This window comes from Halorubrum sp. SS7, from assembly GCF_005435055.1.
Classification (GTDB): domain Archaea; phylum Halobacteriota; class Halobacteria; order Halobacteriales; family Haloferacaceae; genus Halorubrum; species Halorubrum salinarum.
Genome location: NZ_SGXV01000668.1, coordinates 1 through 228, shown reverse-complemented (window position 1 = coordinate 228; position 228 = coordinate 1). Strand labels below are relative to the sequence as shown.

Sequence of the window (228 nt, the reverse complement as noted above, 5' to 3'; positions counted from 1 at the left end):
GAGACCGCGCCCGCCAGTCATTTATCGCGGAGCCGCGTAACGCGTCCATGAGCGACGAATCCGGCGACGAGACCCCGGACGACGAGACCAAGTGGCGGTTCTCGGTCGACGACGTGGGTCCTGACGGCATCACGGAGGACACCGGCACGCCGGAGAGCGACCCGATAGAACCGGGCGACGTCGACCTCGAACACGCCGTCTTCGTCGTCCTCGGGGTCGCGGCCACGG

The 228-nt window shown here is 68.4% G+C and carries 1 pseudogene; it reads left to right on the top strand.

Annotated elements, in window-relative coordinates:
• Window positions 1-47: 47 nt before the first annotated feature.
• Window positions 48-228: pseudogene (locus tag EXE44_RS19565) on the top strand (hypothetical protein); the annotation flags it as partial.